At 40.1% G+C, this 26,015-nt stretch carries 24 protein-coding genes and 1 other RNA gene; 3 read left to right on the top strand and 22 right to left on the bottom strand.

The features are described from left to right. Positions 1-129 precede the first annotated feature (129 nt). From hpf to O3602_RS08540, 3 genes are all read right to left on the bottom strand, one after another. Complete coding sequence (gene hpf, locus O3602_RS08550) at positions 130-672, bottom strand: ribosome hibernation-promoting factor, HPF/YfiA family (RefSeq protein WP_003012610.1); 543 nt, start codon at positions 670-672, stop codon at positions 130-132. An 81-nt stretch (positions 673-753) separates the two neighbouring features. Continuing rightward, positions 754-1,419: a ComF family protein gene (locus O3602_RS08545; RefSeq protein ID WP_371611506.1), complete on the bottom strand. Its 666-nt coding sequence runs from the start codon at positions 1,417-1,419 to the stop codon at positions 754-756. Further along, positions 1,416-2,714, bottom strand: a complete 1,299-nt coding sequence (locus O3602_RS08540) for a DEAD/DEAH box helicase (RefSeq protein ID WP_247920053.1) — start codon at positions 2,712-2,714, stop codon at positions 1,416-1,418. The genes O3602_RS08545 and O3602_RS08540 overlap by 4 nt, the downstream gene beginning before the upstream one ends. A gap of 54 nt (positions 2,715-2,768) precedes the next feature. Between O3602_RS08540 and O3602_RS08535 the strand changes: the two genes are divergently transcribed. After that, a complete protein-coding gene (locus O3602_RS08535; protein ID WP_003012605.1) occupies positions 2,769-3,410 on the top strand; it encodes a YigZ family protein in 642 nt (213 codons plus the stop codon). Between the two features lie 122 nt (positions 3,411-3,532). Continuing rightward, entirely contained in the window at positions 3,533-4,456 is a 924-nt protein-coding gene (gene cysK / locus O3602_RS08530; protein WP_003004014.1) for a cysteine synthase A, read from the top strand. A gap of 50 nt (positions 4,457-4,506) precedes the next feature. On the opposite strand, the gene O3602_RS08525 is transcribed toward cysK, so the two are convergent. The 14 genes from O3602_RS08525 to O3602_RS08460 all read right to left on the bottom strand — a co-directional run bounded on the left by O3602_RS08525 (position 4,507) and on the right by O3602_RS08460 (position 21,202). Continuing rightward, entirely contained in the window at positions 4,507-4,872 is a 366-nt protein-coding gene (locus O3602_RS08525) for a S1 RNA-binding domain-containing protein (RefSeq protein WP_371611505.1), read from the bottom strand. 1 nt (position 4,873) lies between these two features. Continuing rightward, a complete protein-coding gene (locus tag O3602_RS08520) occupies positions 4,874-6,274 on the bottom strand; it encodes a bifunctional Cof-type HAD-IIB family hydrolase/peptidylprolyl isomerase (RefSeq protein ID WP_371611504.1) in 1,401 nt (466 codons plus the stop codon). A 44-nt stretch (positions 6,275-6,318) separates the two neighbouring features. Further along, a complete protein-coding gene (locus tag O3602_RS08515; protein ID WP_003004009.1) occupies positions 6,319-6,951 on the bottom strand; it encodes a response regulator transcription factor in 633 nt (210 codons plus the stop codon). Beyond that, entirely contained in the window at positions 6,948-7,964 is a 1,017-nt protein-coding gene (locus O3602_RS08510) for a sensor histidine kinase (protein ID WP_151379196.1), read from the bottom strand. Before O3602_RS08510 ends, O3602_RS08515 begins: the two co-directional genes overlap by 4 nt. Further along, positions 7,961-8,656 carry a cell wall-active antibiotics response protein LiaF gene (gene liaF / locus O3602_RS08505; RefSeq protein WP_003003865.1) on the bottom strand — a complete coding sequence of 232 codons (696 nt, stop codon included), beginning with the start codon at positions 8,654-8,656 and terminating at the stop codon, positions 7,961-7,963. The genes O3602_RS08510 and liaF overlap by 4 nt, the downstream gene beginning before the upstream one ends. A 175-nt stretch (positions 8,657-8,831) precedes the next feature. Further along, positions 8,832-10,670: a CAP domain-containing protein gene (locus tag O3602_RS08500; RefSeq protein WP_371611503.1), complete on the bottom strand. Its 1,839-nt coding sequence runs from the start codon at positions 10,668-10,670 to the stop codon at positions 8,832-8,834. Positions 10,671-11,175: 505 nt separating this feature from the next. Next, a complete protein-coding gene (pknB, locus tag O3602_RS08495; protein ID WP_371611502.1) occupies positions 11,176-13,035 on the bottom strand; it encodes a Stk1 family PASTA domain-containing Ser/Thr kinase in 1,860 nt (619 codons plus the stop codon). After that, complete coding sequence (locus O3602_RS08490; protein WP_049486055.1) at positions 13,032-13,772, bottom strand: Stp1/IreP family PP2C-type Ser/Thr phosphatase; 741 nt, start codon at positions 13,770-13,772, stop codon at positions 13,032-13,034. Before O3602_RS08490 ends, pknB begins: the two co-directional genes overlap by 4 nt. A 21-nt stretch (positions 13,773-13,793) precedes the next feature. Next, the gene (gene rsmB, locus O3602_RS08485) at positions 13,794-15,107 is read right to left on the bottom strand and encodes a 16S rRNA (cytosine(967)-C(5))-methyltransferase RsmB (RefSeq protein WP_151379198.1); all 1,314 of its coding nucleotides are present in this window, start codon (positions 15,105-15,107) and stop codon (positions 13,794-13,796) included. After that, on the bottom strand, positions 15,097-16,032 hold the full coding sequence (gene fmt / locus O3602_RS08480; RefSeq protein ID WP_151379199.1) for a methionyl-tRNA formyltransferase: 936 nt from the start codon (positions 16,030-16,032) through the stop codon (positions 15,097-15,099). Before fmt ends, rsmB begins: the two co-directional genes overlap by 11 nt. A gap of 11 nt (positions 16,033-16,043) precedes the next feature. Further along, positions 16,044-18,452 (bottom strand): primosomal protein N', encoded by a 2,409-nt coding sequence (locus O3602_RS08475; RefSeq protein WP_151379200.1) that lies wholly within the window; start codon positions 18,450-18,452, stop codon positions 16,044-16,046. Positions 18,453-18,515: 63 nt separating this feature from the next. Beyond that, positions 18,516-18,830: a DNA-directed RNA polymerase subunit omega gene (rpoZ, locus tag O3602_RS08470; protein WP_003010339.1), complete on the bottom strand. Its 315-nt coding sequence runs from the start codon at positions 18,828-18,830 to the stop codon at positions 18,516-18,518. A 25-nt stretch (positions 18,831-18,855) separates the two neighbouring features. Next, complete coding sequence (gene gmk / locus O3602_RS08465) at positions 18,856-19,488, bottom strand: guanylate kinase (RefSeq protein WP_003012545.1); 633 nt, start codon at positions 19,486-19,488, stop codon at positions 18,856-18,858. 106 nt (positions 19,489-19,594) lie between these two features. Beyond that, positions 19,595-21,202: a ribonuclease Y gene (locus tag O3602_RS08460; RefSeq protein ID WP_003012653.1), complete on the bottom strand. Its 1,608-nt coding sequence runs from the start codon at positions 21,200-21,202 to the stop codon at positions 19,595-19,597. Positions 21,203-21,435: 233 nt separating this feature from the next. Between O3602_RS08460 and O3602_RS08455 the strand changes: the two genes are divergently transcribed. Continuing rightward, entirely contained in the window at positions 21,436-21,918 is a 483-nt protein-coding gene (locus O3602_RS08455) for an S-ribosylhomocysteine lyase (RefSeq protein WP_003012574.1), read from the top strand. 76 nt (positions 21,919-21,994) lie between these two features. On the opposite strand, the gene O3602_RS08450 is transcribed toward O3602_RS08455, so the two are convergent. The 5 genes from O3602_RS08450 to O3602_RS08430 all read right to left on the bottom strand — a co-directional run bounded on the left by O3602_RS08450 (position 21,995) and on the right by O3602_RS08430 (position 25,969). Then, entirely contained in the window at positions 21,995-23,413 is a 1,419-nt protein-coding gene (locus O3602_RS08450) for a cell division site-positioning protein MapZ family protein (protein WP_371611500.1), read from the bottom strand. A gap of 11 nt (positions 23,414-23,424) precedes the next feature. Then, positions 23,425-24,582: a class I SAM-dependent RNA methyltransferase gene (locus O3602_RS08445; RefSeq protein ID WP_003003842.1), complete on the bottom strand. Its 1,158-nt coding sequence runs from the start codon at positions 24,580-24,582 to the stop codon at positions 23,425-23,427. Positions 24,583-24,648: 66 nt separating this feature from the next. Further along, positions 24,649-25,014: RNase P RNA component class B (gene rnpB, locus O3602_RS08440), an RNA gene on the bottom strand. Positions 25,015-25,030: 16 nt separating this feature from the next. Further along, the gene (gene gpsB, locus O3602_RS08435) at positions 25,031-25,372 is read right to left on the bottom strand and encodes a cell division regulator GpsB (RefSeq protein ID WP_003003917.1); all 342 of its coding nucleotides are present in this window, start codon (positions 25,370-25,372) and stop codon (positions 25,031-25,033) included. Between the two features lie 69 nt (positions 25,373-25,441). Next, complete coding sequence (locus tag O3602_RS08430; protein WP_003004017.1) at positions 25,442-25,969, bottom strand: DUF1273 domain-containing protein; 528 nt, start codon at positions 25,967-25,969, stop codon at positions 25,442-25,444. Positions 25,970-26,015 lie beyond the last annotated feature (46 nt).

Raw genomic sequence — 26,015 nt, 5'->3', positions numbered from 1 at the left:
ACTTTTTTTAAAAAATTTTTACTTTCTTGAAAGTTTTTTTACTTTTTTAGTTTATATTAAAAAATCAGGAGCATCAATACCCCTGATTCCTCTATAATTTAATTGATGTTTTCAATCTCTTTTTGATCTCTATTCTTTTACTTCCAATAGACCGATATCTCCGTCTTCTCTACGGTAGATAACATTAGTTGTGTTGTCTTCTGCATCACGATAAATGAAGAAATCGTGTGCTAATAGATCCATTTGAAGGATCGCTTCATCTATATCCATTGGTTCTAGATCAATTGTTTTTGAGCGAACAACTTTTTCTGTGGTTGTTGCTTCTTCTACAACTGCATCGGTAAACAATTTACCTGCACCAGATTTAACACGATTTTTCTTTTCGATTTTTGTTTTATTCTTACGAATTTGACGTTCAATTTTATCCACAACCAGATCAATTGAACCGTACATATCTTGAGAGACATCTTCTGCACGCAGTGTAATAGATCCAAGTGGAATAGTTACTTCTACTTTTGCGGTCTTTTCACGGTAAACTTTTAAGTTTACTCGAGCGTCTAGCTCTTGATCTGCCTGAAAATATTTTTCAATCTTTTCGAGTTTAGAAACGACATAGTCGCGAATGGCTTCTGTTACTTCTAGGTTTTCACCACGGATACTATATTTAATCATATTAGTACCTACTTTCTAAACATTATGTTTTTATTTATATGTATATTATAACGCTTTCATAAAGTTTTTGCAAATCTTTTTTTACCTTGCGATTGAAAATGTCTTTATTTCTTTCACACCTTTTTCAATTAGTAGGCGCTTCATTAATTCGATTGTTTTGCCCGTTGTGTAGATGTCATCGAAGATAAGATATTTCTGCTTTTTTGAAACTTCTTCTTTTAATTGAAAGTGTTGAGAGGTTTTTAATCTTTCTTCTCTTGTTTTTTTTGATTGGGCTAAGCTGTCTTCTTTTTGGAAGAGACTGCTGTACTTTATTTCTGCAAAATCTAATATAGTCGATACTTGATTGAATCCTCTCTCCTGCTTTTTTTCATGGCTGATTGGAGTCGGTATTATCGTATAGCTTTTATACTTTTTCAAGGCTTTTTTGATTTCACATGCAAATACCATTCCTAATAAACGATCGCCTTCAAATTTATATCGCTTGAAATAGTCCTTCATTGCTGCATTATATCTAAATAATGATTCATGTTCGACCATATTCCCCTTTTGTATCCAGTATTCGCAATCTTTACATACTTTCTCCTCCTTATCTTTATAACATCTAGGACAATGGATTTCACCAATTTGTTCGAAGTCTTCTTTGCATTCTTTGCAAATCCATTCTTCTTGTTGATTCATAAAAATAAGGTCTGTGAAATGTTCACCAGTTTTCAACTCTTTCGTACAAAGCAGACATTCTTTCAAAATCCAGCCTCCTGATTCATTTCCTTTATTTCCTTAATCGCTTTCTTCATTTCTCGTGTTATGCCATCTGATAGGAAAAGTAGTTTACCTGTTGGTCTTTCTTTACTTCGACCGACCCTTCCTGAAATTTGTACGAGGGCACTTTTAGTAAATAATTTGTGATTACTTTCTAAAACAAAGACATCTACAAATGGAAAAGTCACTCCTCTTTCTAAAATTGTTGTCGAGACTAGCATGGTTATGGCTCTGTTTCTAAACTCTTCTACCATTCGTAGGCGGTCTGTTGTCTGTGAGGATACAAAACCTACTGTTTCTTTTGGAAAGTATTTTTTTAAATTCTCAGTAAATTGTTGTCCTAATTCTATCTCAGATACAAAGATTAACAATGGGTAGTGAGTCTGTCTTTGTTTCTTGATCAGTTGCAATAGTTGGTAAGGGATTCTTCCTTTTTCTATTTTTTCTCTAATTTTCGGCACCCATTTTATTTCAGGGACCACTAGTGGGTTCCCATGAAATCTTCTTGGAAGACTATAACGAATGATTTCTTTTTTCTTGACCTTTTTATCTAACTCATCTGTAGAGGTTGCTGTTAAATATAGGGTATTTCCCTCTTTTTTTATTGCATTCTGAGCTGCTTTATATAAGATTGGATTGTCCACATAGGGAAACGCATCTACTTCATCTATAATAAGGAGATCAAAGGCCTGATAAAACTTTAGCAATTGATGGGTTGTAGCGATCACCAAGGGTGTTCTAAAATAGGGTTCCGATTCTCCATGAAGTAAAGAGATGGGGCAGGAAAAATCTTCCTTCATCCTTCCGTACAGTTCGATACAGACATCGATTCTTGGGGTAGCAATACAGACTGCTTTTCCTGCCTTGATCGCTGTTGCTACAACCTGATACATCATTTCCGTTTTTCCAGCTCCTGTCACAGCATGTACCAAGGCATGTTTTCCTGCTTTAACTGCTTGGATAAGTCCTTCAGATACCTCTTGTTGATAGGAAGTCAAGGTCCCTTTCCAGTTTAGCACCTCTTGACCTTCAAAGTCTCGCTGTGCAATAGTATAAAGTTTTTGATCACTCCGGATCCTTCCCAATTGGATACAGGCTCTACAATACAGCACCTCCTCACTCAACTTCCAAAGTTTCTGATCAATCAAACTGCCACATCGAAAGCAATGGTACCTTCCATTCTCTTTTTCTATAGCTGGAAGTTCTTGGGCAATTTCTTTTAGATCATTTGTCATTTGACTCTCTGTTAAGAGTCTTCCATAAGAATCTTCTATCTTCATACTTATTAATTCGCAAAAGTTGGAGAAAATCATTCTTTTTTGTAAAATAAGAATATGGAATATGTTACATTTAAAGAGAACGGCACTGTTCAAGAAGAAATCAAAAAATCAAAATTCATTTGTCATGTCAAGCGAGTCTCCTCTGAAGAGGAAGCTAGAGATTTTATCAATGCCATCAAAAAGGAACACTATAAGGCTACACATAACTGCTCTGCTTTCATCATTGGAGAACAAAGTGATATCAAACGAACCAGTGACGATGGAGAGCCTAGTGGAACAGCTGGGGTACCGATGTTAGGAGTTTTGGAGAATCATCGCATCACTAATAGTTGTGTCGTGGTTACCCGCTATTTCGGAGGTATTAAATTAGGTGCTGGCGGTCTGATTCGTGCTTATGCTGGAAGTGTGGCACAAGCAGTTCGAGAAATTGGACTAGTAGAAATCAAAGAGCAAGTGGTTCTTGGGATCACACTTTCTTATTCCCAATACCAAGAATTTGCTAATTTCTTAAAAGACCATCAATTGGCGGAACAAGATCCAATGTTCACAGATCAGGTGATGACAACTATTTTTGTGGATAAAGAAAACACAAACTCTATCACAGCAGCTTTAGTCGAATTTTACAATGGTAAAGTCATTATTAAGGATCAAGGAATTCGTGAGGTTGAAGTACCCCTGCTTTCTGTAGAAAAATAATTAAAATACTATCGGCAACGATAGTTTTTTTTTATCACACCCATAAAATTTCTATATTTTACATTCTTCCCGCAAGGGACTATACTTGTTAGTATCAAGAAAACCTAGAACTGAGGTATATTATGGCTATTTATGAAAATATTACAGAACTGATTGGGAACACTCCGATTGTCAAATTGAACCGTCTTGTTCCTGAAGGAGCTGCAGATGTCTATGTCAAACTCGAAGCTTTCAATCCTGGATCATCTGTTAAAGACCGGATTGCTTTGAGCATGATTGAAAAAGCTGAAGCGGATGGCTTGATCAAACCAGGTGATACCATTGTCGAAGCAACTAGTGGGAACACAGGGATTGGCTTGTCATGGGTTGGCGCAGCTAAAGGCTACAAAGTTGTGATTGTCATGCCTGAAACTATGAGTGTGGAACGTCGTAAAATCATCCAAGCCTATGGAGCTGAACTCGTTTTGACTCCTGGAAGCGAAGGAATGAAAGGCGCTATCGCTAAAGCTGAAGCAATCGCTGCAGAAAGAAACGGCTTCCTTCCTCTTCAATTTGAAAACCCTGCTAACCCAGAGGTACATGAAAGAACAACAGGACAAGAAATCGTTGATGCCTTTGGAAAAGATGGTTTAGATGCTTTTGTCGCAGGTGTTGGTACTGGTGGTACTGTTTCTGGTATTTCTCATACTTTGAAAAAGAATAATCCTGCTGTCAAAGTCTATGCCGTTGAGGCCAATGAATCTGCAGTCCTTTCTGGCGAAAAACCTGGACCACATAAAATCCAAGGGATTTCAGCTGGTTTTATCCCAAATACTTTAGACACTAATGCATATGATGGTGTTCGTCGCGTATCTTCAGAAGAAGCTTTCGAACTTGCACGCGCTATCGGTGGAGCTGAAGGATTCTTAGTCGGTATCTCAAGCGCAGCTGCTATCTATGCTGCTATTGAAGTCGCAAAAGAATTGGGTAGCGGTAAAAAAGTTCTTGCTCTTGCACCAGATAATGGAGAACGCTACCTTTCTACTACCCTTTACGAATTTGAATAATTCTCTATATCAAAAAAACTTCGGTGGGTTTCATCAACCTATCGAAGTTTTTATTTTTTTTCTTGTTTGCTGAAGAATGCTTTTCCTTCTTTGACCCAGGTCGGCATCTGTTGGGCTAAGGGCGCAAAACCACTCTTGTGGCGGTCATTTGAAAAACGATGGTGTCGAATACTTCGTTGTGGTGTTTCTTCTAGTGTTCTCAGAGAGAGACTAGCTTTCTTAGAATATTCATCAACATCGATGACTTGGACAAAGACTTTTTCTCCAATTGAAAGAATATCATGAATATTACTTACATAACCACTTCTAATCTCTGAGATATGAATTAAGCCCTTGACACCTGACTCTAGTTCGACAAAGGCACCATAAGGTTGAATGCCTGTAATGGTCCCCTCTAACTTATCTCCAATTTTCATATTAGTCCTCAATTTCGACGGTTTCAATCACGACATCTTCTACCGGCTTATCCATCATCCCTGTCTCAACAGCCGCGATCTCATCCAACACAGCAAAAGAAGCTTCATCCATCAATTGTCCAAATACGGTATGGCGTTGATCTAGGTGAGGAGTTCCCCCTTCTGTCGTATAGATTTCGGCAATTTTTTCAGGCCAGCCACCGCGGACCAATTCCTTTTTCGAATATGGGAGATGTTGATTTTGTACAATAAAGAATTGGCTGCCATTTGTGTTTGGTCCAGCATTTGCCATCGAAAGGGCTCCGCGAATATTGTACAATTCTTTTGAAAACTCGTCTTCGAAGCTCTCCCCATAGATGGATTCACCACCCATACCTGTGCCTGTTGGATCTCCCCCTTGGATCATAAAATCTTTAATAATCCGATGGAAAATGACACCATCATAATAACCAGACTTTGCAAGAGCTACAAAGTTTGCAACTGTTTTTGGCGCTTGATCTGGGAACAATTGAATGTTCATCTCACCGTGATTGGTTTTGATCACAGCGACAGGACCGTCAACCGTAGCAAGTTCTAACTGTGGTAATGTCAATTCTTTTTCAACCATATTTAACTCCTCTAAGGCATAGAATATGCCATCTTCTTCCAGATTCTTAGTAATATAATCAGCTTTTTCTTGTAACTCTGGGGCAGATTTTCCCATTGCGATACTAATTCCAGCATAATCAAACAGTTCTAGATCATTTAATCCATCCCCAAATACTAAAACATTCTCTGGCTTCAAGCCCAAATGATTTACAAGATGAGAAACTCCTGAAGCTTTTGAAGCTTCAAAGCGGACAACATCTGACGAATGGGGATGCCACGAAACTAGGCGCAAGTCCTCTTGCAAAGAAGGGGGCAACTCTAGCTCACTATCCTTTTCATCAAAGGTCCACATTTGGAAAATAGGTTCTTTCAAATGCAGATCTGGATCTACGGGTAAGTTGGGATAAATGATGTCAATTGCATCACTGATCAAGGGTGTCCGATTAGACAGGGTAGCTTGATGACTAGCCACTAACCCATAATCAATCTCGGATTCTTTGGTCCAATCTACAAAAGAAGAAACGATTGCTTCATTGATTGGTGATTGGTAGATCACAGTTCCTTTTGTATCTTCTATATAGGCACCGTTTAAGGTTACTAGAAAATCAGGCTTTAAGTCCATGATTTCAGGAACAACCCCAAAAATCCCTCTGCCGGTTGCAATCCCTGTCCGGATTCCTTTTTCTTTCAATTGATGAAAGACTTCTTTGACAGATTCTGGGATCAATCCAGTTTCTTTTGCACGTAATGTATCATCAATATCAAAAAAGACGATTTTAACTTTTTTGGCTTTATAACGTAATTTTGCGTCCACTTGTCTCCCCCTTATGATCATGCTCTATTATAGCATGTTTCCTTTTAAAAATCTTCTTGATTCACCAGATGGTGTCGAAAGGCATAGACGACTGCTTGCGTCCTATCACTGACTTCCAATTTGGATAAGATGTTGGAGACATGGGTCTTCACTGTTTTTAAAGAAATAAAGAGTTCATCTGCTATTCGTTGATTTTCATATCCTTTCGTCAATAAAGCCAGAATATCTCGTTCTCTAGCTGTCAAATCATCATGCAATTCAGCATGGTTCTTTCGTGACTCAACTTTTTGACTAACTTCTGTCTCAATCGCAAATTCTCCCTTTGCAACCTTCCGGACAGCCTGTAAGATCTCAGTTGCTGACGAGGTCTTTAAAATATACCCTTTTGCACCGGCATCTAAGACAGGATAAATCTTTTCGTTATCTAAATAAGACGTCAAAATGACAATTTTAGCTTCCGGCCACTCTTTTAGGATGGCTAGAGTCGCATCGATTCCATTTAGCTCTGGCATCACAATATCCATGATGATGACGTCTGGTCTTTCTTTCAACGCCAACTCCACCCCTTCTTGCCCATTTTTCGCCTCTAAGACTTGCTCAATATCGGTTTGCATGGACAAAAAGCTTTTCAATCCCAACCGGACCATTTCATGGTCGTCTACTAATAATACTTTCATACAGTTTCCTTTTCATTTTTATCTTTTACAAGGAGGGGAACGCGAATATCCACAGCCACTCCCTTTTGAGGACTCGTTCTTATTTTAATAGTTCCCGCCATGTCCTCTACACGTTCTTGAATATTTTTCAACCCATAACTCAATCGTTCTAATTTTTCCTGCTCAAAGCCGATTCCATCATCTACCATCCGTAAATGAAGTTGTTTTCCTTCCTGATGCAAGAAGACATCCATTTGTTGAGCTCTAGCGTGTTTCAAGGTATTGCTAACAATCTCTTGGACAATCCGAAATAGATGTTCTTCCATATCTTTTGGAATGCTCACTTCATTGTGTTTGAAGACGACTGTTAGGTTACTCTTTTCCTTCAATTCTCTAAAAATCATCTCCATCCCTTCTACCAAACTTTTTCCTTCCAATTCTGTAGGACGAAGATGTAGTAGCAAGACGCGCAAATCATTTTGGGCTGTCCCTAGAATATCTGACACACCATTGAGTTGCTGCTGGATCTGACTTTTCTCTAACTCAAGGGCCTGGGCTGCCACTCCAGATAAAATCATATTGGCTGCAAACAATTCTTGACTAACCGTGTCATGTAGATCACGCGCAATTCTCTTACGCTCGATTTCCACAATTTCTTCCTCATTTCGCATCACACGATTTTCACTTTTTTGTAAATTTTCTTCTAGTCGAAGCAATTTGCTGTCCAATAAATCTAACTGTTGATTCAATTCTTTTGGGGCAATTTCTTTTCGCTGTGAAGCAGTCAGGATAGATTCTACCTTTTGTTGTACTGCATGGACCGTTACAAATTGCGTGATTTTGATAATTAAGACAACCAAAGCCGTCAATGCAAGCGTCAGACTAAAAACCAAAAATAGGAATGATTGAAGCAAGGAAATATCTGAGAGAAGTTTGCCCCACTGAAAACCAACAAAATGGAAAATGGTATGACAAATGACCGCAACCACCATTAGGGAATAGAAGTACAATAGGAGATAGTCTAATTTCTTCATGCGCGAATCACCTCAACATCCCCAACAATACCAACTAACACAATTTTTATAGAACGGTGCGATCTCCGATAATGTGCTGTTTCAATATCTATGGTTTCATTCCTCATTTTACGGACAGGAAGATCCAAAAACTTCAGATCTCCATACAGAGTGTTAATTTGTAAATGCAACTCTAAATCAATCGGTAAGATAATTTTTGTATTACCAAAACCTTTCCGGATGATCACCACATTGTCCCAATTGCAAATGGCTACCTCCTCTAAATGGAGGGTGTCATTTCCAAAAACTCGGATCACATTCAGATCTCGATACCCTCGACTTTGCTTTGAAAAATGTTGTAAATCACCAATCCATCGAGTTTTTTCCTGACGAATTTTCGTATCCTCTTCAACATCAAACACAACGGCTTCATTTTCCTTATACATATAAGGGTAGGCAATCAATAAACCATAAACCACCGCAAATAAAATGGCTGCAATCACAAAAGGATTCAGCATCACGATAAAAAACAAGAGCACACTCAGCGCGATTAATAGAAAATTCGCTTTTTGTTTGCCAAAATAGTAATACAAAAGGAGCAAAAAGAGAACCATCAAGACAACAAATCTGGAAAAATCGATTGATAAAATGGTGATCGCTGCTAATGTTAACAAAACGGCTTCAACGAAAATAAAAATTTGTATTTTCCACATAGTCTACCTCATCTTTTCCTATTTTATCAAATTTTTCCTCATTTGACTTCCGTCTGTGGTTGGATAATACGAAGAGCAAAAAAACACCCAAAAGATAGAAATCCTTTGGGTGTCCTTGGTATCGGAATGAATTGTTATTAAATAAGTTCTTTCCGATAACGGTTGTATAGAGGCATTATTTATACATGAATGCCCAGTAATAGTTACCGTCGCCATTGATGACTGCTGCTACCGCACCTTCTGTGGCATTTGGATCGAGCATTAATTCTCTCAATCCACTGTTATACCATTTCGTTGCAACCGTTGTTGCATTGTCTTCACGACGAGCTACAAAACCTGTGCTATCGTACTGACGTGAAATAGTATGGGCTTTTGGTAAGGCACGTGAGTTGTAGACATCATCTGACCAAGTCAATTCTTTTAAGCCTTGTGCTTTTCGCAATTCGTTAATCTTAGCAAAAGCTTCTTTCGCTTTATCTAACTCGATATAGTTTGTATTGTCTGTCGCTTCTACACGATAAACGAATTTCACATAGCCAAACTCAACATCTTTGTAGTTCTTGTCATCTACTCCACTCTTCAAGTTAGCGATTAAAACATAGTCTTTAGCCCATGGGTTTTCTTTAGATTGCTCAAAGAGTTCTGGGTCTTCGATTTCCCATTCTACTTTGGCATCCCAGCCAGCATTGTCAATAAATTTAGGATTCATTTTCTTAATGACATAGTCCTTAAATTCATCCACATTCTTAAATGGAAGAGCTTGACCTGCTTTAGCTGTTTCTACAAGATTTGTAGAGTAGAGCTTCACGCTTGAGTCACGATCGCTATAAGCATATTCATCATCTTTGGCATCTTCGTGGAATTTTGGATCGATCTCAGGATCTTTCGGATCTGTCATTCCATAAAGTTTCCATTTGTCTCCGTTCCATTTCCAATAAGCAGAGTAACCAGTTGCTTCTGTATCAGATGGAACATAGTAATAGTGACTTGAACCATCAAAGTAGTAGTTCTTATCTCCACGAAGGGCTACTGAGCCAGGTTTACCAGGAGGGTAGACTACTTTAGGCGCACGTCCATTCGGAGCCCATGGAAGATGTTCTAATCCTTCTGCTGGTGTCTCAACGTATGGAGGAATTTGGTTTTCACTAGGCTGATCCGATGATACCAAACCATCATTTCCTGGGACTTCAGGTTGAACCGGTTCCTCTGGCTTCGGTTCACTTGGATTTTCTGGAGTTGGAGCGAAAGGATTAAACTCTCCATCTGCCCCTACAAATGGAGGATTTTCTGGGAATACTAAACTATCAATGTTATCAAAATCAGAAGGATCTGATGGTGTAACAGGTTGATCTGGTTTATCGGTTGGATTTGGTTCTTCAGGTGTTGGTGTTGGATCCGGAGTCGGTGTTGGGACTGGATCAGGAGTAGAAGGATTTTCTGTTGAGTTCTTCACAAATACCCATTTACCATTTTTATAATAGTAATAATCCCCGTTATCCAATACATAATAATGGTAGCCATTTTCATACAAATAATGAGGGTCGTTGGCAAGGTTATTAGTAGAGTTATCCCGATTGGTTAGAGGTTTCCACTCACCATTGCGGTAGATCCGGTAAGTTCCATCACTCATCCGATAATAATGATTGCCATTCCAATAAATGTAGTTTTCATCATTTTCTAAGGAATAGCCATAGTTCCAACCATTATAGCCATAATAATTATTCCAGCTAGGATAACCATAGTTATAGCCATAATAATTGTTCCAGCTAGGATAACCATAGTTATAACCATAATAATAGTTCCAATTTGGATATCCATAGCCATAACTATAGGTCCATGGATTATAACCATTATAACCATTCCAGTTATTGTAAGCATAGTTATAATAGTTTGAACGATAAGAGGAGGTATTCCATCCTCGATTTTCTGCAGCTACTTTTGTTGCTATAAATGCCGGAACAATCATAGCTGTTGCTAGGATTGCTCGACTAACCACTCTATATTTTCTGTCCATTTAACTAATCTCCATTGGGAAAGTATAGGCGAAAGATATATCAACTATGTGCACATATTTCAAAAGTCATTCTGCCTCCCTGTATCTTAGTTCACGATATTTATCTCCACTAGTTTCAAGGCCTATTCAACTAGTAGAAAAAATCTATTCATTAACCAATTTCCTATCAAAGCAGGTCTGAACGACATTTTTACTCTTTGATTTCCTTTCATGCAAATTATAGCATGGGCCTAAATCGAAGGCAAATAATTTGATATTCAATCTATTTTCAATTTCAAATCACCTTATGTTTAATTGACTATTTTATTTTACCGATCTTGAAACCCCTTGTTTGTGAAGGGGTTCGCACAATCTATTCAAACTTAGAAAAATAGTATCTTGTAGTGGCCTTAAAGTTTTTCCCTCAACAGGGAAATAAAAAAATTACGACATAGCAATAAAAAATACAAAAAGGCTCAGAAATTCATCTGAGTCTTTTTGTATTTTTTAATCCACACCTGTAGCACTATTGCTCACTACTGCTAGAACTTTCTGTATCGGATCGTTCCGCAGAGGACGAACTAGATGTCTCTGAACTTGAAGAGGCTTTCGTGCTTGAAGAAGCCGTCACTTTAGGCTCATATACCGTTAAAACAATTCGTGTTCGGTTAATATCCACCGTACTCGAGACTTCTGGAGTTTGACTGACAATTTGACCTGCAGAAACAAATACTCCATCAGGGAGATGTTCCGTTTTTCTTAATTCGATATTGGCTTCTTTAATACCATAGATCTCAATCAAATTACTTCTAGCAAAATCATAAGTTGATCCAACATAGTTTGGCATTTCAATTGAAGTCGTTTCTTTCGCTACTTTCAAAACAATCTTGGTTTTTGAATTCAGAGAATATTGCTCTCCTGGAGCTGGGGTTTGTTCAAGAACTGTCCCTGCAGCATAATCGAAGGTCTCAACTTCTTCAATCGTGATCATTTTGCTTGATACTTTATAAGTATTTTTCAGATCTTCCTCCGCTTTAGCTCGTGTTTCTCCTACATAGTTTGGCATTTCAAAACTATTTGGACCTTTTGAAACAATCAAATCAATGCGACTTTGTTCTTTCTTTTGAGCACCTGCATTTGGATTGGTCCGAATCACATAGCCTTCTGCAACCGAATCACTGTACTCTTCTTTCTCTTCACCGACTTGAAGGTCTTGTCCCTCAATAACCGCTCTAGCTTCGGCAATGGTTTTGCCGGAAACATCTGGAACTGTTTTATTGGCTGGGCTCATATACAACAAGAAAGTAAAGGCTGCAAGAACTAGTGCAATGGCAACAAACAATACCTTGTAGCGCGCCCGCAAGCGTCTTCTTGGCTTTTTACTTGGTGCCATTGTCTGCTGGTCAGATAATGGTCGATTAGGATCTACCGAACTGATTTCACTGCGTACCTCAGAGATTGGAACAGGAGCCGTCTTTGGAGTTGGACTCACTTTTGGAAGAGTCTTTGTATCAGCTTTCGCTTGGTCTTCAAAAATCAGTTTTTTCTCATTTCTTCTCTCGTAGGACAAGCAACTTGAAAGGTCCACATACATCTCTGCCACTGATTTATAGCGATCCGTCAGTTTTTTAGCTGTCGCTTTGATCACCACATTTTCTAAAGCTTGTGGAACATTCTTATTCTCTTCCCGAATAGATGGGAGTGGCTTTTGAAAATGCTGCAAAGCGATTGTAACTGCACTATCTCCATCATAAGGAATGTGTCCTGTCAACATCTCATAGAAAATGATCCCCATCGCGTAGATGTCACTTTGCACCGTAGCTTTTGAACCGCGCGCCTGCTCAGGGGACAAATAATGAACCGACCCCAACATCGAGTTGGTCTGAGTCAAACTAGTCTCTGCGAAGGCCACTGCAATCCCAAAGTCTGAAACTTTTGCTGTTCCATCTGGTGTCAAGAGAACATTCTGTGGTTTTAAATCTCTATGGATAATGCCACGCGTATGGGCAAGACGCATAGCTAGAAGGATCTGCCCCATCAAACGAACAGCTTCTTCATTTGATAAAGGAGCATTTTCTTTGATATAGCGTTTCAAGTCTAAACCTGCAACATATTCCATTGCAAGGTATTGTTGTCCTTCTTCTTCGCCAATGTCTGTAATCCGAACGATATTTGGATGGTCCAGCTCTGCCATCGCCTTTGCTTCACGCTGAAAACGCGCAACTGCAATGGGATCCGTCTGGTAATTCGTACGCAGTACCTTGACTGCAACTTCTTCCCCATCCAAAATCAAATCACGCGCAAGATAAACATCTGCCATCCCGCCGCGTCCAATTTGTTGGATGATTTTATATCGCCCGGCAAAAATTTTGCCGATTTGAATCATGCTGCGTCCTCCTCAGTAAAGTGGAGCAGTACAACGGTGATATTATCCAAGCCTCCAGCATTATTGGCAAAACGAATCAAGGTTTGAGCTTTTTCTTCCAGTGAAACATCACTCAAGACAATGTCTCTGATTTCATCTGGGCCAATCATATTGGTTAAACCGTCACTATTGATCAAAATATAATCATCTGCTTCAACCGTCACCAAACCATAATCCGGCTCTAACTCATCTTTTTGACCAATGGACTGAGTGATGATGTTACGTTGAGGATGATGGGCAGCTTCTTCCTCTGTAATTTGACCAGCTCGCAAAAGAGCATTTACAAGAGAATGGTCACTGGTCAACTGCTGGTATTCGCCCTGACGAATGAGGCCAATCCGTGAATCCCCAACGTGGGCATAAATCACTTGTCCTTCTACAAAAGCCAAGGCTTCTAGTGTCGTTCCCATCCCTTTGTGCTCATCATCTTGCCCAGCCAAATGAATCCGACGATTCACAGCTTCTAAATGTTCTGCAAACCATTCCCGTACTTGATTAACCGTCTCGATCTCAGAAGAAACCCAAGCCGCACCTAGGTCTGTGACTGCCATTTCACTAGCAATATTTCCGGCACGGTGTCCTCCCATACCATCAGCAAGAAAAACCATCGGTTTTCCTGCCTTGTTTGTATATTGATTTGCATAGTCTTGGTTATTTGTCCGTCTTTGACCTACATCGGTTAAGATCGTCATATCCATACTGTCAGTTTCCTCCTGATATTATGAGATTCTCTTAAAACGACTGATAAAGAAGCCGTCGCTTCCATATAATTCGGGTGTAATAAGGATACAATCATTTTTAAGAATATCTTTTCTTTCGTGATCCAATGGGACTTGTTCGAAATTTGGATGGTTTTTCAAAAATTGGTCCACCACTTCAAAATTCTCTTTGCCCATAATTGTACACGTACTGTACACTATTATACCACCTTTACGCACACTTTGACAAACACTATCCAGAATGGCCAATTGAATGGCTTGTAAAGATACAAAATCTACACTCTCTTTATTGTACTTGATATCAGGCTTTCTCCGTATCAAACCAATCCCTGAACAAGGCGCATCCACCAAAATTTTATCGAAAGCATCAGGTCCAAATGTTTCAAAGACTTTTGTCGCATCTAACTTCTTTGTCAAAATTTTGTCCGCAACATGGAGCCGATTAGCATTTTCTTGAATCAATTTGAGCTTATGGTCATAGAGATCCAAGGCTGTGACTTTCCCAGTTGTGAGATAAGAAGCCAGGTGGGTCGTCTTTCCACCTGGCGCCGCACAGGCATCTAAAACCCACTCATCTCCTTGCAAATCCAAAGCCGGTGCCACCAATTGGCTGGACTCGTCTTGAATAGTAATGCGCCCTTCTTTAAACAAGGAGTGTCCTGCAAAATGTCCCTGCTCTTTCACAAGAGCGGACGAAGCAAGTAGAGAGGAGGTTGCTTCGAGCAGCTGAGCCAACTCTTCTTTTTCGTCCAGATCAATCACACGAATACTGGATTTATTACGCTGATAGAGACTCTTAAAAATAGCGCAAGCACGTTCTTCACCGTATTCTTCGATCAATGCTTTGACCAACCATACAGGTAGGGAATACTCTACCGAATAACGTTTGTTCTTTCGCTTGATCGTATCAACAGCTGGTAGCCCCTCGCGGAGGAGCTTTCTAAGAATAGCATTGACAAACTTCTCACTGCCTTCTTTACGACGTTTTGCTATCTGGACAGCTTCATTGACGATGGCATGATCGGGAATGCGGTCTAAATAGACAAGTTGATACAAACTCATCATCAAAAGATAATAGAGCCAAGGATCTAATTTCGTCCGGTCTTCAATCACATGGGCGAGATACCACTCGAGTGTTATCTTTCGTGCTACAGTACCGTAAACAACTTCCGTAACAAAGCTTCTATCTTTATCTGAAAGTTGAGAGTGTTCTAACGCTTGATTTAGGGCAATATTAGAATAAGCTCCCTGCTCAAAAACCTCTTCTAGCACTCGAACGATCTGTTCACGCGCATTCATTTGTTTAACTTCCAAAGTGATCTCCTACTTTCAATTGACGGCCAGCGCCATTCAAAAAGTCTGTGATGGACATTTTTGGTTTTCCTGCCGGCTGCACAACTTTGAGGGACAGCGCGCCTTCTCCTGCAGCGACCACCAACTCTTTTTTGGTCAAAGCAATCACTTCTCCTGGATTTCCATTTCCTTCGCATAGCTCTGCTTCATAAACTTTAAAGCGCTGACCATTTAATAACGTATGAGCAACTGGCCAAGGATTCATCCCCCGGATCTGGTTAAAGACTTGGCGATTGGTTTTGGTCCAGTTCAAAACCTCTTCTTCCGGTAAAATATTCGGTGAAAATGTGACCAAACTTGGATCTTGTGGACTTGGCTTGATCTCCCCTGCCAGGTAAGCTGGCAAAGTATCTAGGAGTAAGTCACGTCCAAGGACAGCCAATTTTTCAAACAAAGTTCCCACATTGTCCTCATCTAAAATTGGGAGAGAACGAGCTGCAATCATGTCTCCGGCATCCATTTCCTTGACCATTTCCATAATTGTAACTCCAGCTTCTTCATCACCATTGATCAGGGCATAGTGAATGGGAGCTCCACCTCTATATTTAGGCAATAAAGACGCGTGGACATTCACCGCAAATTGGAAGTTCTCCAACAATTTTGTCGGTAAAAATTGTCCAAAAGCAGCGGTCACAATTCCATCTGCATCTAGTGATAAGAGAGTTTCCATTTCTGGACTACCCGATAACTTCTCCGGCTGAAGAACCGGTAGTTGATGTTCCAAAGCTACCTGCTTCACCGGGGTCATTCGAATCTCTTTTTTGCGACCTACTTTGCGGTCTGGTTGAGTCACAACTGCCAAAATTTCATAGCGCGAATCTGCTAACAATCCCTTTAAAACTGTCGCTGAAAAATCAGGCGTTCCCATAAATATTAATTTTGTCATTTCTTTCTTCCTTACATAAAACTTTGAGGTTCATTATCAATACTGACACGGAGATCTTGGTTGCCTCTTTCTTGTGTAAATTCTAAGATTTGATTCAAGACCTGAGTCATGCCTTCTTCGAAACGATATTTCACAATGATTTGATAATGATACAAATTATGTGTACGTGCAATTGGTTTAGGTGTTGGTCCTAAGATTTGGACCTGATCAGATAAGCCAGATCGGAGAATTTCCATGACCTGATGTGACTTCTCCATCACAATTTCCTCACTCTTATGTGATAGGGTTAACCCAACTGTGAAGTAATAAGGCGTATAGCCCAGCTGCCGGCGAATCTGCATTTCATAGGCAAAAAAGCCTTCATAATCTTGGTCTTTGGCAAATCGAATCGCATAATGATTGGGGTTGTAACTCTGAATGATAACCTCTCCTTCTTTCTCTGCTCGTCCGGCCCTTCCTGCCACCTGAGTCAAGAGTTGAAAGGTTCTCTCTGAGGATCGATAATCCGGTAAATTTAAAGAAGTATCTGCATTCAAGACACCCACTAATGTCACATTTGGAAAATCCAAGCCCTTCGCAATCATTTGCGTCCCTAACAAAATATCCGCTTCTCCATTCCCGAAAGCATCTAATATCGCTGCGTGGCTCCCTTTTTTTCGGGTGGTATCCACATCCATGCGCAGAATTTTAGCTTCAGGAAAGATCTCTTGTAATTCATCATAGGCTTTTTGTGTTCCTGTCCCGTAATAACGAATGGAAGGACTTTGGCAATTTGGACAGTGTCGAGGAATCGCTTTGCTATAGCCACAATAATGACAGTTCATGGTTTTAGTATCCATGTGGAGGGTCAGTGAGATATCACAATTGGGACAAGTATCTACAGTTCCACACTCGCGACACATGACAAAACTGGAATAACCACGGCGGTTCAACATCAAGACAACCTGCTCTTTTTTCTGCAAGCGATCAGCAATAGCTTCCACTAGAACCGGAGTGAAGTTACCAGCTTCATTTTGGCCAATATAATCACGGAAATCAACGACTTTAACTTCTGGAATTTTGGCTGCCGGATTGGCCCGCTGGGTGAGACGAATTAATTCATAAACCCCTTTTGTTGCACGAGCCCGCGATTCTAAACTTGGTGTAGCAGATCCAAGAAGCAAGACTGCTTGATTGTACTGAGCCCTTAGAACTGCAACTTCCCTTGCGTGGTAGCGTGGGTTACTATCTTGTTTGTAGGAAGCCTCGTGCTCCTCATCAATGATAATGGCTCCGATGTTTTTTAAGGGAGCAAAGATGGCTGAGCGTGCTCCAACGACTACCTTGGCCTCCCCACGTTCAACTTTTCGCCATTGATCATACTTCTCACCGTTTGATAAGCCCGAGTGTAGAATGGCTACTTCCTGACCAAAACGCGAGATAAAACGATCCGTCATCTGTGGCGTCAGGGAAATCTCAGGAACCAACATAATAGCCGTTTTCCCCTTATTTAGAACTTCCTGAATAATCTGCAGATAAACTTCTGTTTTTCCACTTCCAGTCACACCTTCTAATAAAAAAGGCTTTGATGTTTTCCCAATTTGAGAAACTACTGTCTCTACAGCTTTTGCTTGCTCTGAATTTAAAAGCAGGGCCTGGGTCTGTTCTTTTCCTTCATAATATGCAGCCGCCCGATTCACTTCTCGTTCTGTAATTTCTAAAATACCCTGATCAATAAAATAAGCTACTACTTCTCGTGAAAAATCCTGATACAACCCTGCTAAAGGTTGCTCCCCTTGCTCTAGTAACAGGCGTTCTTTCAATGCTAGCCTTTTTTTAGCTCTCGCTGATGGTTGAAGTTCTTTTAATCCTTCTTGGTTAACGCGATACCATTTTTCTGTTTTAATTTGTTTCTTATCCTTGGCCTTGTATTCAAGTACCAAATCTCCTTTTCTGACCAACCGCATCACTTGGGCTTGATCGGCCACATCCAGAGAAGAAAAAGAAACTTCATTTTTCTCACCAAAAAGTTTCACTTTGAGAGTGGGATCTAAAGAAGGTTGAGGATACAAAATCTTATCATAACTCGAATTGAGGAGAGAAGGAAGCATGGTTTTTAAAATCGTGATCTTATAAGAAAAAACACTTTTTCGTAATTGATCTGCCAACCAGAACTGCTCTTGATTTAAGACCGGAGTGTAATCCAAGACCTCAACAATCGCTTTTAATTCCTCGCTTGTGTCTGCCTCTTCTAAAACATCTACCACAATCCCTTGAATGAGGCGATTCCCTTTACCAAAGGGGACATGAACTCGCATACCTGCCTCCACCATATCTTCAAATTCTGATGGAATCTGATAAGAATAGGGTTTATCTGTCTGCATCAATGGGACATCTACGATGACTTTTGCTATCACTTTTTCACCTCCAGACTCGATCATATGAGCTTTACTTTATCACGGAACCCTTTAAATAGCAAAAAATAAGATTGAGAAGCCCCAACCTTAAATTTTTTCACCATCTTCTTTTTCTTTGGCAATTTGTTCCTTAATTTTGCGCTCTTCTTCTTCTTTGCGAATCCGCTCTGCTTCAATCCGACGACGAAGCGCTTCACGTTTTGCTTCTGGATCCGGGTGAACAACTACGTTCCCAGACTCGATTTCTTCAAGCGCTTGTAATGTTGATTTGACTGATTGGAATTCTTGAGTTGGTACTGCACCACTTTCCAATTCGTGGGCCCGTTTTGCCTCAAGAATGACCAATGAATATTTTGATGGTACTTTGTCAAGCAATGTATCAATAGAAGGTTTTAACATCATATTCCTATACCTAATTTCTAATTATTTATCTCTTCACAATAGTTTGTGTTTTTGGTAACATATCCAGATAATGGCCAATGACACGGTCTACACGGAAATGCTCTGCTTCGATCACACGTTTGACACGCTCAGCAGCAAGAGGAACCTCGTCGTTCACAATGGCGTAGTCATATTCACGCATCATGGCGATTTCTTCTTTTGCTTTTTCAATCCGTTGCGCAATAATTTCTGCACTATCTGTCCCACGACCCACTAATCGATCCTGCAATTCATCCAAATCAGGCGGAGTTAAGAAAATAAAAACTGCATCTGGAACTTTCTTCTTTACTTGAAGTGCACCCTGAACTTCAATTTCAAGGAATACATCGATTCCTTTGTCCAAGGTTTCATTCACATAGGTTAAAGGAGTCCCATAGTAATTTCCAACGTACTCAGCGTACTCCAACATTTGCCCTTGACGGATCAAATCTTCAAATTCTTCACGTGTACGGAAAAAATAGTCGACACCATCCACTTCACCTGGACGTTGTGCACGCGTCGTCATCGATACAGAATACTGAAACTGATTGTCCGAGTTTTCAAAAATTTCTCGTCTGACCGTTCCTTTTCCAACCCCCGAAGGACCAGAAAATACGATTAATAAGCCACGATCCGCCATGATTTCTCCTTCAATGTCTTTCTATCTAGTGTAACAAAAATCGGCCTAATTTTCAACTGATTTTTTCATTCAAAAAGCTTGAGATGCTAGACCTCAAGCTTTTCGTTTATTTTGCGTAATCTACTGCACGCAATTCTCGAATAACGGTAACCTTAATGTTTCCAGGATATTCAAGATTGGACTCGATCTTCTCACGAATATCATGAGCCAAGATCGTCACTTTATCATCCTTGATTGCCTCAGGGCTAACCATAATACGGATTTCACGACCCGCTTGAAGGGCGAAACTTGTCTTAACTCCTTCAAAACTATTTGCAATTTCTTCAAGATCTTGCAAGCGTTTGATGTAGCTTTCAAGTGACTCACTTCGTGCTCCAGGTCGAGCTGCACTCAAGGCATCTGCTGCAGCGACAATAACTGCGATGACACTTTCTGGTTCCACGTCACCATGGTGACTAGCAATGGTATTGACAACCACGGGGTGTTCCTTGTACTTCCGTGCCAATTCTGTCCCAATCTCGACGTGGCTTCCTTCCACTTCACGGTCAATCGCTTTACCGATATCATGTAAGAATCCTGCACGTCGTGCCAAAGTAGCATTTTCACCCAACTCGCTAGCAATAATACCAGAAAGTTTGGCAACTTCAATGGAGTGACGCAAAACGTTTTGACCATAAGAAGTACGGAATTGCAACCGTCCCATGATTTTCATCAAATCTGGATGGAGGTTTGGTGCACCGATTTCATAGGCAGCAGCCTCACCGTATTCACGAATACGATTGTCAATTTCCTGACGGTTCTTCTCAACCAGCTCTTCGATGCGGGCTGGATGGATGCGACCATCTTTGAGAAGGCTCTCCATTGTCATACGGGCAATTTCACGACGAATCGGATCAAACCCTGACAAGGTCACCACCTCTGGCGTATCATCGATAATCACATCGACACCTGTCAAGCTCTCAAAGGTACGAATATTGCGCCCTTCACGACCGATGATGCGCCCTTTCATACTATCATCTGGCAAATGAACCGTTGAGTTTGTTTGCTCAGCAACAAAATCACCAGCCATTCGCTGCATGGCTTGCACGAGAATGTCTTTTGCAATTTTATCAGAACGTTCTTTCACTTCCAGTTCTGCTTCACGAATCCGCGATGCAATTTCTTTTGAAAGTTGCTCTTCCGTCTGATTCAAAATAATGTCACGCGCTTCTCCTTGACTTAGAGCAGCGACACGTTCCAGTTCTTCTACTTTCTTGTGTTCAAGCTCTTCCAGCTGTTGTTCACGCGTATCAATGTGTTTAGTTCTATCTGTAAGACTTTGCTCTTTGTGTTCAAGAGACTGTTCTTTGCTTGTTAAAATATCGTCTTTGCGATCAAGATTGCTAGCACGTTCTGCCAAACGGTTTTCCAATTGCTTCAATTCTTGTCGTTCTGACTTAAACTCAGCATCGACCTCTTCACGATATTTTCTGGCTTCTTCCTTTGCCTCCAAAAGTGCTTCTTTTTTAAGTGAACTTGACTCATGCTTCGCCTCTTTTAAAATTAAATCGGCTTCACGTTCAGCCTGTCCACGTAAATTCGTTGCTTCTTGTTCAGCATTCAAAAGGGTGAGTTCCGCTGCTTCTTTTGAAGCTTTCATTTTAAGAGCAGTTCCCACATATCCAATGACTAAACCAATGACCGCGGCAAAAACACCTGTAATAAACAAATTCATGCTTTTACCCCAAATCTATTTAATTAGTTGAATTAAAAATTCTTTTACATTTTACCATAAATTACTAAAATTAACAATCTAAAAAAACAGGAAAAACCTTTTATATTTTTGCTTGACCCTTATTCTTTTATCCACGTTTCTTTCATGGAACACCTGTGAGAAATTCATCTATTTCCACTTTGTTGAATCTGCTTTTTATGCTATAATCAAGAAAAACAAAGAAGGATTTGAGTATGACAAAAGAAGTAATTGTTGAAAGTTTTGAATTGGACCACACAGCTGTGAAGGCTCCCTATGTACGCTTGATTGGTGAGGAAACTGGATCCAAAGGAGACATCATCTCCAATTTTGATATTCGTCTGGTGCAGCCCAATGAAAATGCGATTCCAACGGCAGGACTTCACACGATCGAGCATCTTCTTGCGATGCTCATTCGCAAACGCATCGATGGTATGATTGATTGTTCCCCATTTGGATGTCGCACCGGTTTTCATATGATCATGTGGGGACAACATTCGAGTACGGAAATTGCTAAAGTAATCAAAGATTCTTTAGAAGAAATTGCATCTGTCAGCACTTGGGAGGATGTTCCAGGCACAACCATTGAGTCTTGTGGAAATTACAAGGATCACAGCCTCTTCTCAGCCAAAGAATGGTGTCGCCTGATTCTAGATCAAGGAATTTCGGACGATCCGTTTGAACGTCATCTTGTTTAAGACTAAAAAAGGATAAACTTCTGGTTCATCCTTTTTTATTGTCATTTTTCCCAGAAAGGGGATGTCTGATCAAGCATTAATAATCCAGAGCATCTGAATGACCTTTTCCGTTTCCTACGAAATAACCAGTCTTGGCATTGATACTAAAGAGATAGGTTCCATCTGGTTTGAAGAGGTTGTAATAGCCATTACCATTAATGATATTGACACGCTCTAAAATGTATTGATTGCCAGTGATATGTCCACGTTTACGAGCAATGTTCAATACTTTTTCAAGAATACCATCACCAAACACCCAAGCTGGGTTATTGACATCATTGATAGCTACTTGGTTATACGGAACACGGCTTAGGTTTCTCTGAAGTGGAACACCATCGCTCGGAAGACCGTACCCTGAATAGCCTGGACTTGCAGTTCCTGCACTACCTGTAACAGCATTGACAGCTGGGGCCGTAGGCGTTGCTGCTTGAGCTGGAGTTGCATTAGAAGTATCTGTACCACCTGTTCCTGTCACTGGTGCCGGTGTCGCAACTTGTTGTGAACGTCCTTGCGCAACCGCCTCATTCAATAAGCTATCTAATTTGTCATTACCTGTCTTTGTTTCTGCAAACGTCGCATCACTTTTTACTTTGGCATTTGCATCAAGAACTCCATCTTTGATGACTGGAGAACTAAATTGAGAATTCACTTTTTGAATGGCAGAAACTTGCTTCACAAGGTCTTCATATTTTGTTCTAGCTGCATTATAATCACTGCTTCCTTCCAATTTGTCCAGCAGTTTCTTCAGATTTTCCAAGTCTCCGAATTTATCATTTTTAAGACCACTTTTCGATTCGTCTACAAAAAAGGCATCGTAAGCTTTGGTAAACTCTTCAAGTTTTTGAGCCTGTGTTTCACTGCTACTTGATTTAGAAGTAGAAGATGACTTGCTAGATGAAGATGATACAACTGTTGTACCACCAGATGTTCCACGACTATGCATCCAGTTATAGGTTACAAAAATGGCCGAACCGACAATCGCAAGACCTAACGTAGAGTATAAAACCGCTTTGATTCGTTTACCCGCATTGCTTGGTGTTTCCTCAGGAAGGTCCTCTGCTTCTACAATTGGTTCGGTTGGTGTGGGTCCAAATTTAATCTTAGCTGGTAATTCTGTTGAGATAGCATCCATTTCAGGTCTTTGTTCCAAGACCGTTTCCGTTACTTCCGGTGCCTCCACTGCTTCAGCAACTTCAGCAACTGTTTCTGAAGCAGCCAACTCCTCAGCTTTAGCCAATTCTTCTTTGGCCAAAATCTTTGTATCATATTTTTCTGCTTCTATTTCTGCTTGGTGTTGTTTGATATATTTGTCTAAGACATTATCACCTTCCGTTACACCTGCTTCAATTTCTTCTGCCTTTCGATTGGCCTGCCCAATCGTCATCTCTTTAGCATCTTTAAAATCTAAAATTGATTCTGTTTCTTGCTCTAATGGCTTTCTATCCTTCTCTGTCATAAAAATCCTTTCTATGCCTTTATCTGCCGTTTTACACGTTCCCCAAAATATTGGTAGAGATCAACTTTAAGGGTTCCGTTATAAAGTTTTCGTTTTTTATCTGCTTTACTACCGAATTTAGATTCAAAACCTTCATCACTGGTTAGGATAAATTTACTCCATGTTTTGAGAGGTGCAAATACTTGCCCCATTTCAGTATACAATTTTGACACACCTTCATCATCTGATAAGCGTTCTCCATATGGAGGGTTGGAGATAATCACCCCATTGATTTTATCTGAATGAAGATCTTGAACTCGCATTTGTTTGAAAGTAATGTCACTGCTAACACCCGCTTTCTGAGCATTTTCTTTGGCAATCTCAACCATCCGTGCATCGATATCGGTTCCCATAATATCCAATTCGATCTCACGATTGATTTTTCTGCTTGCTTCTTGACGGACTTCATGAATCAAGCGATCATCCATCCAGTTCCATTCTTCAAAAGAAAAGGTCCGACGCAAACCAGGTGCCATCTTTCTAGCAATCATCGCTGCCTCAATACAAAACGTACCAGAACCACATGTGGGGTCAATTAAGGGCTTATCTGGATACCAGTTTGACAGCAAAAGGATTGCTGCCGCCATATTTTCCTTAATAGGGGCTCCCCCTTTTTCGGTCCGATAGCCACGTTTGAAAAGGCTACTGCCAGTAGTGTCAATCAGGACGGTTGCTTGGTCTTTAAGGATCGATACTTCGATCTTGAACTCTGCCCCATTTTCCATTAGAGGAACACCTTCTGGTCGGGCATAGTGTTTTTGTAACTTTTTAACAACTGCTTTTTTCGAAATGGCCTGAACGCTAGGTTCATTATGAAGTTTTGATTTGACACATTTAGCCTTAGAAATAGGAAAACGTGCTCCCAAAGGCAAATAGTTTTCCCAATCCAAAGCAAAGACACCTTGAAAGAGTTCTTCAAAAGTTTTGGCCGGAAAACTCCCAACCACAATTTTCACTCGATCAGCCGCGCGCAACCAAAGATTGGTCTCTATGATTGCTCGACGGTCTCCTTGAAATCGAACCCGTCCATTTTCAACCTGGCAATCGTAGCCAAGATCGCGTAGTTCTCGGCCAACAACAGCCTCTATACCAGCAGCGGCCGTTGCAATTAATTCAAATTGTATTTTCATCTTATTCCTATCACTTTAAAAAAGGAGGTTGAGATCTCTCTCCACCTCATCAACCTATATGCAATTTTCTATAAGCCATGTTTTGTTCCAGAAATGACTAGGTACCATTTCCTTCGATAATCATCTGTCTACTGTTTCCAGTCAGAATGCTATGTTCGTTTCCACGCATTCCATGCCCCGACCAAAGTTTGGGTTGCTAGCTTGAGGGGTTTACCGCGTTCCACTTTTTAGGTTTCCCTAAAAACTACGTCACTGTGGCACTTTCAGAGCTACTAGAGCCTATCTTCAGACTTAGCTCCTTCACTCGCCGTAACTTGAATACCAAGTCCCTAGGCTTATGGATTCACCTAGCACAAACACTACAGGCATCACAGCCTGTGCTAGCATGGACTTTCCTCATGAGAGCATCCTCTCACGCGATTATCCAAAAATTGCACGATCTAAAGGATTAATAATCGCGATCTACGATCTGTTTCCCAAAAACTTCTTTTTCCAAACGATTGAGTCGTTTGAGAATATCAAAGTTCGTAGCTGTTGTCACTTGTGGGAATTCTTGCGTAGCTGTACTAGCAATCGGAGATGTTTGTGGTGTTTCTTCTGCTTTTTGGGCAAGTTCTTCACGAAGGCGAGCGTTTTCTTCACGCAATTCCTTCACCAAAGCAGCATAGGTTTCATAGTCTTTTATAACATCATCCAAAAATTCATTTACTTCATCTTTGTTATAACCACGAACTTCTCGTTTGAAATCTTGATCAAAAATATCTTTCGCAGTAAAAATAATACTTGCCATTAGTCTCTCCAATCTAGTTCATCATCACAATTATATAAAAAAATGGTAAGAAAAATCAAGGTATAACACTTAGTTTTCGTAAAAATTTTCGGCAAGTTCATTTAAATCATCAAAACTTAATTGTTTGATATAAAATAGTTCTTTTTCTAGCATCATTTTGTAGAGATACTTTAAATTGGTTTCATTTTCTGGATCATAAAAAAGGTAAGCTCCATCCGCATTATCTATCAAAAACTGATTGTATTCTTTTAATTGACCCGGATTGCTATAGTGGGGATAGGCATATTTCACGAAATCCACCTGTTTGAAGCGTGCTAATAGCTCCTGATTGCTTTCATTCCAATTTTCGCCAACATTCTCAAATAGAAAGATCGTCGCCATTTGAAAATCGTAGTCTTTTTTTAATGCAAAGGCAACCTCTAGCACCCAAGCCTCAAATCCCAAATTACCAGAAAAGACCAGCCATTTCACTCCTTCTTCAAATAGACGACGAAGATCTCTTTCAATAGCTTTTTTAATGATGGTCAGTCGAGGGTCTTTATTGGAAAAGACTCCCACATCAAAACTCTTATAACCTGCAACAAGTATGGTATTCATTTTTTCCTCATTATTCTAATTTATGATATAATAGAGTGATGTAATT

The sequence above is a fragment of the Streptococcus sp. 27098_8_186 genome, from assembly GCF_041432055.1.
In the GTDB taxonomy this organism is placed as follows: domain Bacteria; phylum Bacillota; class Bacilli; order Lactobacillales; family Streptococcaceae; genus Streptococcus; species Streptococcus dentalis.
Note: the sequence above shows the minus strand (reverse complement) of the source record. Positions and strands in the feature narration are given on the sequence as shown.

Bases quoted from the DNA above. Each gene is read 5' to 3' on its own strand.
- liaF (WP_003003865.1), bottom strand. From the start codon at position 8,656: ATGTGGAAAATACAAATTTTTATTTTCGTTGAAGCCGTTTTGTTAACA.
- O3602_RS08540 (WP_247920053.1), bottom strand. From the start codon at position 2,714: ATGAAGATAGAAGATTCTTATGGAAGACTCTTAACAGAGAGTCAAATG.
- O3602_RS08450 (WP_371611500.1), bottom strand. From the start codon at position 23,413: ATGACAGAGAAGGATAGAAAGCCATTAGAGCAAGAAACAGAATCAATT.
- gmk (WP_003012545.1), bottom strand. From the start codon at position 19,488: ATGGCGGATCGTGGCTTATTAATCGTATTTTCTGGTCCTTCGGGGGTT.
- O3602_RS08525 (WP_371611505.1), bottom strand. From the start codon at position 4,872: ATGAAAATTGGAGATAAGTTAGAGGGGACCATTACAGGCATTCAACCT.
- O3602_RS08445 (WP_003003842.1), bottom strand. From the start codon at position 24,582: ATGAAAATACAATTTGAATTAATTGCAACGGCCGCTGCTGGTATAGAG.
- hpf (WP_003012610.1), bottom strand. From the start codon at position 672: ATGATTAAATATAGTATCCGTGGTGAAAACCTAGAAGTAACAGAAGCC.
- cysK (WP_003004014.1), top strand. From the start codon at position 3,533: ATGGCTATTTATGAAAATATTACAGAACTGATTGGGAACACTCCGATT.
- rpoZ (WP_003010339.1), bottom strand. From the start codon at position 18,830: ATGATGTTAAAACCTTCTATTGATACATTGCTTGACAAAGTACCATCA.
- O3602_RS08475 (WP_151379200.1), bottom strand. From the start codon at position 18,452: ATGATCGAGTCTGGAGGTGAAAAAGTGATAGCAAAAGTCATCGTAGAT.
- O3602_RS08430 (WP_003004017.1), bottom strand. From the start codon at position 25,969: ATGAATACCATACTTGTTGCAGGTTATAAGAGTTTTGATGTGGGAGTC.
- O3602_RS08510 (WP_151379196.1), bottom strand. From the start codon at position 7,964: ATGAAGAAATTAGACTATCTCCTATTGTACTTCTATTCCCTAATGGTG.
- O3602_RS08515 (WP_003004009.1), bottom strand. From the start codon at position 6,951: ATGAAAGTATTATTAGTAGACGACCATGAAATGGTCCGGTTGGGATTG.
- gpsB (WP_003003917.1), bottom strand. From the start codon at position 25,372: ATGGCAAGTATTATTTTTACTGCGAAAGATATTTTTGATCAAGATTTC.
- pknB (WP_371611502.1), bottom strand. From the start codon at position 13,035: ATGATTCAAATCGGCAAAATTTTTGCCGGGCGATATAAAATCATCCAA.
- O3602_RS08535 (WP_003012605.1), top strand. From the start codon at position 2,769: ATGGAATATGTTACATTTAAAGAGAACGGCACTGTTCAAGAAGAAATC.
- O3602_RS08455 (WP_003012574.1), top strand. From the start codon at position 21,436: ATGACAAAAGAAGTAATTGTTGAAAGTTTTGAATTGGACCACACAGCT.
- O3602_RS08490 (WP_049486055.1), bottom strand. From the start codon at position 13,772: ATGGATATGACGATCTTAACCGATGTAGGTCAAAGACGGACAAATAAC.
- O3602_RS08500 (WP_371611503.1), bottom strand. From the start codon at position 10,670: ATGGACAGAAAATATAGAGTGGTTAGTCGAGCAATCCTAGCAACAGCT.
- fmt (WP_151379199.1), bottom strand. From the start codon at position 16,032: ATGACAAAATTAATATTTATGGGAACGCCTGATTTTTCAGCGACAGTT.
- O3602_RS08460 (WP_003012653.1), bottom strand. From the start codon at position 21,202: ATGAATTTGTTTATTACAGGTGTTTTTGCCGCGGTCATTGGTTTAGTC.